7 protein-coding genes and 1 pseudogene are annotated in these 6,531 nt (G+C 68.6%); 3 read left to right on the top strand and 5 right to left on the bottom strand.

Translation table 11 applies throughout. The annotated features are described in order from the left end of the window. The 5 genes and pseudogenes from WAX14_RS13055 to WAX14_RS13035 all read right to left on the bottom strand — a co-directional run. Positions 1 to 218: pseudogene (locus tag WAX14_RS13055) on the bottom strand (hypothetical protein); the annotation flags it as partial. Beyond that, complete coding sequence (locus WAX14_RS13050) at positions 215 to 1,222, bottom strand: heme-dependent oxidative N-demethylase family protein (RefSeq protein ID WP_422628486.1); 1,008 nt, start codon at positions 1,220 to 1,222, stop codon at positions 215 to 217. The gene WAX14_RS13050 and the pseudogene WAX14_RS13055, both read right to left, overlap by 4 nt. Beyond that, positions 1,219 to 2,214 carry a PDR/VanB family oxidoreductase gene (locus WAX14_RS13045; protein ID WP_422628485.1) on the bottom strand — a complete coding sequence of 332 codons (996 nt, stop codon included), beginning with the start codon at positions 2,212 to 2,214 and terminating at the stop codon, positions 1,219 to 1,221. The genes WAX14_RS13050 and WAX14_RS13045 overlap by 4 nt, the downstream gene beginning before the upstream one ends. Next, positions 2,214 to 2,726 carry a dimethylamine monooxygenase subunit DmmA family protein gene (locus WAX14_RS13040; RefSeq protein WP_422628484.1) on the bottom strand — a complete coding sequence of 171 codons (513 nt, stop codon included), beginning with the start codon at positions 2,724 to 2,726 and terminating at the stop codon, positions 2,214 to 2,216. Before WAX14_RS13040 ends, WAX14_RS13045 begins: the two co-directional genes overlap by 1 nt. 12 nt (positions 2,727 to 2,738) lie before the next feature. After that, entirely contained in the window at positions 2,739 to 3,116 is a 378-nt protein-coding gene (locus tag WAX14_RS13035) for an ethanolamine utilization protein (protein ID WP_422628483.1), read from the bottom strand. Positions 3,117 to 3,409: 293 nt separating this feature from the next. On the opposite strand from WAX14_RS13035, the gene glnT reads away from it, so the two are divergent. Genes glnT through WAX14_RS13020 form a run of 3 tightly spaced genes read left to right on the top strand, consistent with a single transcriptional unit; the run spans position 3,410 to position 6,518 of the window. Then, positions 3,410 to 4,816, top strand: a complete 1,407-nt coding sequence (gene glnT, locus WAX14_RS13030) for a type III glutamate--ammonia ligase (protein ID WP_422628482.1) — start codon at positions 3,410 to 3,412, stop codon at positions 4,814 to 4,816. 41 nt (positions 4,817 to 4,857) lie between these two features. Next, entirely contained in the window at positions 4,858 to 5,745 is an 888-nt protein-coding gene (locus WAX14_RS13025) for a glutamine amidotransferase (RefSeq protein ID WP_422628481.1), read from the top strand. A 35-nt stretch (positions 5,746 to 5,780) separates the two neighbouring features. Further along, entirely contained in the window at positions 5,781 to 6,518 is a 738-nt protein-coding gene (locus WAX14_RS13020; RefSeq protein WP_422628480.1) for a protein glxC, read from the top strand. Positions 6,519 to 6,531: the final 13 nt, after the last annotated feature.

Genomic DNA, 6,531 nt, shown 5'->3' with positions numbered 1-6,531 from the left:
CGACTACCGGCCCGCGCCTGCCTCACGAACTGCGTCACCTCGGCGGCGGACGCCCCCGGCACCACGGTGACGACCCGGCCGGCCCCGAGCGCCTGGGCCGTCCACTGCGCCACCACGACGCGGGCGTCGGCGCAGTCCCCGACACAGAACACGAGGTGATTCCGGCCTGCGGTGTCGAGCGCGGGCACGGCCCCGGTGACGATTCCCGAATTTCTCATCGGCGCACCCCACCGAACTCCCGTAACCACGCCATACCGGGTCCGCGGGTGCGGGCGATGCCCTTGTAATCGGCCATGTCGTCGGGAAGTTCGTCGAGCACCCGGTCGAGCCGGTCGGCCCACTCGGGCACCAACGCGACCTCCTCGAAGGGCAGCAGATACGTGCGGATGAGAAACATGATCGCGCCGGACGCACCGAGCCGGATCAGGTGCTGCACCTCGACGCGCAGGTGCAGCCGAGATCCGACGTCGGCGAGCGGCCCGTCGGCGAGCAGCCGGCGGTCGCGTCCCCATTCGGGATACGTTTCGGTGGCGGTGTCGAGTCGACGATCGACGGTGAGAGTCCAGTTGGTGCGTCGATAGCGTTGTCCGGCATGAAGTCCCATGAGGAACGCGTGCGCTCGCCCGATCACACCCTCGGTGTGGATGCGCGGCACCGGGCCGTGGATCTGCAGGAAGCTCATACCGACGTCGAAGCGCAACGACCAGTCCGCCGCGAACGTCACCAGCCCCGCATCCCCCCACAGCGCGCCGTCGCGCTGGTCGAGCAGTACGACGTCCTCCTGGATCTGCCGTCCGATGTACAGCAGCGGCGACTCCGGCAGGGTCTCGGGGCGCCCGCACACGAAACTCTGGTCGAGCCCGAGGGTGGTGTTGCGCCACCGTCGATGGTCGCCGTCACGGTCGAGGGTGAAGCTCTGAGGGTAGGCGTCGGCGAGCATGCCCATCAGGGTGAGCATCGCGTCCCACTGTGCGACGTCCATGTGCGGCAACGCCTGGAACCGGTCGGGGTCGGCGGCGAGCACCCGCGACCGCTCGGTGAGGTCGTCGAGGTGATGACCGTCGATGTCCACAGGGTTCTCGCCCCAACTGCCGGCGGCGGTGTCGGCGCGGGTACCGGCAGGTTCGACGTTCGTGCTGTACCGGTAGGTGTCCCGCGGGAACGGAAACGGGAACCGCGCGACACGGTCCGGGAGCACAACGGATTCGGTCGCGGCCGTCACAGTTCCAACTCCAATCGGGTGTCGCCGGCCCGCGAAACGCACGGCATCATGCAGTCGCCGGCGTCCTTCTCGGGGTCGGTGAGATACAGGTCGCGGTGCTCGATCGGGCCGTCGGTGACGGTGGTGCGGCACTCGCCGCACACCCCCTGACGGCACAGGTTCGGCACTGCGACGCCGGCACTTTCGAGCGCGTCGAGCAGGCTCACCCCCGACGGGACGTCGACGTCGAAGCCGGTGCGACGCAGGTGCGCGGTGAATGCCGTCCCGGGATCGAGGTCGCCGACACCGAAATGTTCGTAGTGGATGCGGGCGTCCGGCCAGCCCGCGTCGCGGGCACGCGCGGCGAGTTCGTCGATGAGGCCGGACGGGCCGCACACGTACAGGTGCGTGCCGAGCGGCCGATCGAGCAGTGCCGAACCGAGCGCAGCCCAGAATTCGCCCGGCCCGTGATAGGTGTGCAGTCGGTCCCCGCACAGTTCGCGCAGCGCATCGAGGTGCGGGCCGTCGCCGGCACGGAAGGTGTAGTGCACCTCGAACGAGCGGCCCCACTGGGCGGCCGCGCGGGCGTGCGACAGGATCGGGGTGACGCCGATACCACCGGCGACGAGCAGGTGATGCCGGGCGGTCAGGACCGGGGCGAAGGCGCTGCGGGGCAACCCGGCCTCGACGACGTCACCGACCGCGAGGTCGTGGATCCAGCGGGACCCGCCCCGGCCGTTCTCGTCGAGCCGGACGGAGATCGAGTAGCTGCCCGGCTCGAATTCCGGGCCGGTCAGCGAATAGGAGTTGCGGCGGGGTCGGCCGTCGTCGTGGTGGCCGCAGGTGATCACGACGTGGCTGCCGGGGGTGAACGAGGGCAATGGGGCGCCGGCGGGGTCGGCGAGCCGGACGTGCCGGACCCCGGCGCCGAGGGCGGAGATTTCGGTGACGGTCAGGGCCAGTGTTGCGCCGGTACCCCGCGCGGTGGCACCGGCGTCGGAAACGAGGGTCATCAGCGTTCCTCCGCGTCGATCATGTAGCCGAAATAGGCGCCGTGTCGCCGCGAAACATGGTGGTATATCACCAATTCGGCGGAGCAGCCCGGACAGGTGCTGGTCTCGCCGATCGCGGCGTCGGTCGAATGGGTGCCGAGGCAGTGCGCGCAGTACAGTGTGCGGCTCGCGGTGCCGAGCACCTCGGGGAGGATCTCCGCGTCGAGCGCACCTGCGGCGACGGCCGCCGCCCTGGCGGCGAGGACAGGTTCCTCCTCGCCGACCAGGACGAGACGCCAGCCGACACGAGCCCCGGCCAAGATGCGTTCGAGCGCCGTCGCGGCGACGTCACCCCAGGCCGCGGGGAGTCGCAGCCAGCTCACCCGTCGTCCTTCGAAGGTTCCGACCAGGCTGCGTGCCCGTTCCGTGGCGGCGGCACCGAACGACAGCACGGTGATCGTCCGTCCACGGTCGGCCACTGCGCGTTCCTCGGCCCATCGCGGCACGCTGGTCGTGTCCGCACAGACGTTCATCGCCGTGATTCCCTACGGGGCGAAGGTGCGTTGGCCGACGTAGAACGCCAGCGCCCCGTCCGGGGTGGTGAACCGGATCCGAGACCCCTTGGGGAAGAAGATCGCGTCCTTCGGGCGGGCGATCTCGACCTGTCCGGTGTCGAGGTTTTCGAGCCGGAACTCGCCGTCGAGGACGACCTTCATTTCGTCGTATTCGTACAGGTAGTCCAGGGGCGCGTCGGTGTGCTCGAGCTTGAAGTAGCCGGCGGCCATCTCCGAGCCGTCGGGGTTGGGGTAGACGTCGTCGATGTAGCCGCGGGTGCCGGGGAACTCGTCCACCGGCATCTGCGGGAGCGTCTTCCAGAAGTCCGCCGTGACTCGGAAGGCGGGAACTGTGACGGTATCGGTCATGAGATCTCCTCGGAGGGTGTGGGGAGCACCAGCGGTGCCGACGACACTTAGATCGCTGTCGTGAAACGAACAGTAATGGCATGAAACATCCGTTGTGGTTGCGCCTCGGTTAACTCGTGTAACGAAAACATCCACGCACCAGCCAATTTCGGAACAGTCCAGGTGGGATCGCCGGCGCCGGCACCATTCATAGCAACCTCACGCGGCCGTAACAGACTGGCAATACGCGTTCTGTTTCCTTATAGTCGACATCGGTTCACCTAGTGAAACCATCAGCTGAAGCCGAGGACACCATGACACTCGAAGTACCCGACCGCACCGTGATGCGTCTACCGTCCAGCGCTCCCGAACAGCCGGCTCCCGAACACCCGGCTCCCGACCAGCCGGCTCCCGAACAACCCGGCCTCGCCGCTCTCGCCCACGCCACCGGCACCACCTTCATCCTCGCCGTGTTCACCAACCTCGCCGGAAAACCGTGTGCCAAACTCGTTCCCGTCGAGGCCGTCGACGAACTACAGAACGACGGTGTCGGGTTCGCCGGGTACGCCGCCGGTTCGATGGGTCAGGTCCCCAAGGACCCCGACCTCGTCGCGATCCCCGACCCCGCCTCCTTCACCCCCATCCCCTTCGTCCGGCCCGGTCTGGCACTGGTGCACTGCGACCCGCACGTCGAAGGCGCACCCTGGCCGTACGCGCCGCGCATCATCCTCACATCGGTACTCGCGCAGGCCGCCACGATGGGACTCGACATCAACGTCGGCGCCGAAATCGAATACTTCCTCGTCGACAAGGACGAGAACGGGTCGCTCCGCACCGCCGACACCCGCGACACGTCCCGCCAGCCCTGCTACGACGCACGCGACGTCACCCGCATGTACGAACACCTCACCTCGATCTCGGCGGCGATGAACCGGCTCGGCTGGGGCAACTACGCCAACGATCACGAAGACGGCAACGGCCAATTCGAGCAGAACTTCAACTACGCCGACGCACTGACCACCGCGGACCGGGTCGTCACCTTGCGCTACCTCATCTCCGTACTCGCCGAACAGCGCGGCATGACCGCCACATTCATGCCCAAACCGTTCGCCGACCGCACCGGGTCCGGCATGCACATGCACCTGTCGCTGTGGCGCGACGGCGCCTCGACATTCCCCGACCGCGCCGACCCCCGCGGCCTCGGCCTGTCCCCGATCGCCTACTCGTTCATCGCGGGCATCCTCGAGCACGCCTGCGCCCTGCAAGGCGTCATAGCACCGACGGTCAACTCCTACAAGCGAACCGGAGCGACCGCCACGAGTTCCGGCGCGACCTGGTCACCGCGGCACGCCACCTACGGCGGCAACGACCGCACCCACTACCTGCGGGTACCCGACGGCAACCGGGTCGAACTGCGCGGCGGCGACGGCTCCGCGAATCCGTACCTGGCGACCGCAGCGGCAGTCGCCGCCGGACTCGACGGTGTGCGACGCGGCCTCGACCCCGGCCGGCCGGGCGGCGGCGCAACCGACGAGGCACTGCCGATGACGCTGCTGCACGCAATGGACGCACTCGCCGCCGACCCCGTCGTCGTCGGCGCACTCGACGCCGCCGGACCCGGTGTCGCCGACTACTTCACGAACCTCAAACGCGAGGAGTTCTTCCACTGGCACAACACCGTGACGCCGTGGGAGATCGACAACTATCTGACCGCCTTCTGACCCCCGCTGCGGCGGACAACCGATTCGAAAGGGACCGGCACATGTGCGGAATCGTCGGGCTTCACCTACGCGACCCCTCCCTGTACCCCCGCCTCGGCGGACTGCTCACCGGCATGCTCGGCCAGATGGTCGACCGCGGACCGGATTCCGCCGGCGTGGCCCTCTACGGCGACCCCACCTTCTCCCCCACCGACGCCACGTCGGTGTCGCTGCTCGGTGCCGCCGACGATCTCGCCGACACCCTGACGGCGGCGCTCGGAGCCGCGGTCGGCCGCATCGATCTACCACCGACCACGATCGTCCACGCCCCGGTCCCCGCAGGCCTGCTCGTCGACACGGTCCGCGCCGTCGACCCCGGTGCCACGATCATCGGTTTCGGCGACGACGTCACCGTCCTCAAGGGCATGGGCGACCCCGTCGCACTGGCCGAAGGCTTCGGCATTCCCGGTGCGACCGGATGGCAGGGCGTCGGGCACACCCGCATGGCCACCGAATCCGCGGTCACCGCCGCCGGGTCGCACCCGTTCGCGGTCGGGCCGGACCAATGCCTCGTGCACAACGGTTCGTTCTCCAACCACCTGTCCGTCAAACGCGAACTCGAAGCCGAGGGTGTGCGGTTCGACAGCGAGAACGACACCGAGGTGGGTGCGCGGTTCGTCGCGAAACATCTGGCCGAGGGCGCCGACCTCGAGAAGGCCCTGAGACTGCTCGGCGAACGCTTCGACGGTTTCTACACGCTGCTGGTATCGACCACCGACTCGTTCGCGGTGGTCCGCGACCCCATCGCCTGCAAGCCCGCGATCGTCGCCGAAACCGACGGTTACGTCGCAATGGCCTCGGAATTCCGGGCGCTCGCCGGCCTTCCCGGAATCGCGGGCGCCCGCATCTTCGAACCCGAACCCGACCGGGTCTACGTATGGCACCGCTGATCGCCGTCGTTGCCCCCACGACCGAGGAGAACCCCATGCCACTCGACCTCACAGCCCCCGACCTCACGACCCCCGACCTCGCCCTTGCACCGGCGTCCGCCACCGTCTACGACCTCGACGTGGTCGCGACCCGCGAGGTCAACGCCGCGCTGCACGCGACGGAGGCACCCGCGACCGTGACCGTGACGAACCCGCAGGGCGCCCACGCGCTCGCGTGCGGGCTCGACCGGCCCATCGACGTCACCATCGAGGGGCACGCCGGCTACTACGCCGCCGGGATGAACAAATACGCCACCGTCACCGTCGCAGGCAATGCCGGGGTGGGGGTCGCCGAAAACATGATGTCGGGCACCGTGCGCGTCACCGGCGACGCATCGCAATCCGCGGGCGCGACCGCGCACGGTGGCCTGCTCGTGATCGAAGGCAATGCCGCCGCCCGCTGCGGTATCTCGATGAAGGGCGTCGACATCGTCGTCGGCGGCAATATCGGTCACATGAGTGCCTTCATGGGTCAGGCCGGGCGTCTCGTCGTACTCGGCGATGCCGGTGAAGCCCTGGGTGATTCGTTGTACGAGGCGCGCATCTACGTGCGCGGCACGGTCGCCTCGCTCGGCGCGGACTGCATCACGAAACCGATGCGCGCCGAGCACCTCGAGGAACTGTCCGATCTGCTCGCCCGGGCCGGATTCGACGCCGACCCCGCCGAGTTCACCCGCTACGGCTCGGCCCGAAGCCTCTACCACTTCCACGTCGACAACGCCTCGGCGTACTGACCGCCCACACCCA

Source organism: Rhodococcus sp. (in: high G+C Gram-positive bacteria), assembly GCF_049299235.1.
GTDB lineage: Bacteria > Actinomycetota > Actinomycetes > Mycobacteriales > Mycobacteriaceae > Rhodococcus.
This window is presented reverse-complemented; position numbering and strand designations above follow the sequence as displayed.

Coding starts and splice junctions, on each gene's coding strand:
- glnT (WP_422628482.1), top strand. CDS start 3,410: ATGACACTCGAAGTACCCGACCGCACCGTGATGCGTCTACCGTCCAGC.
- WAX14_RS13025 (WP_422628481.1), top strand. CDS start 4,858: ATGTGCGGAATCGTCGGGCTTCACCTACGCGACCCCTCCCTGTACCCC.
- WAX14_RS13020 (WP_422628480.1), top strand. CDS start 5,781: ATGCCACTCGACCTCACAGCCCCCGACCTCACGACCCCCGACCTCGCC.
- WAX14_RS13045 (WP_422628485.1), bottom strand. CDS start 2,214: ATGACCCTCGTTTCCGACGCCGGTGCCACCGCGCGGGGTACCGGCGCA.
- WAX14_RS13040 (WP_422628484.1), bottom strand. CDS start 2,726: ATGAACGTCTGTGCGGACACGACCAGCGTGCCGCGATGGGCCGAGGAA.
- WAX14_RS13035 (WP_422628483.1), bottom strand. CDS start 3,116: ATGACCGATACCGTCACAGTTCCCGCCTTCCGAGTCACGGCGGACTTC.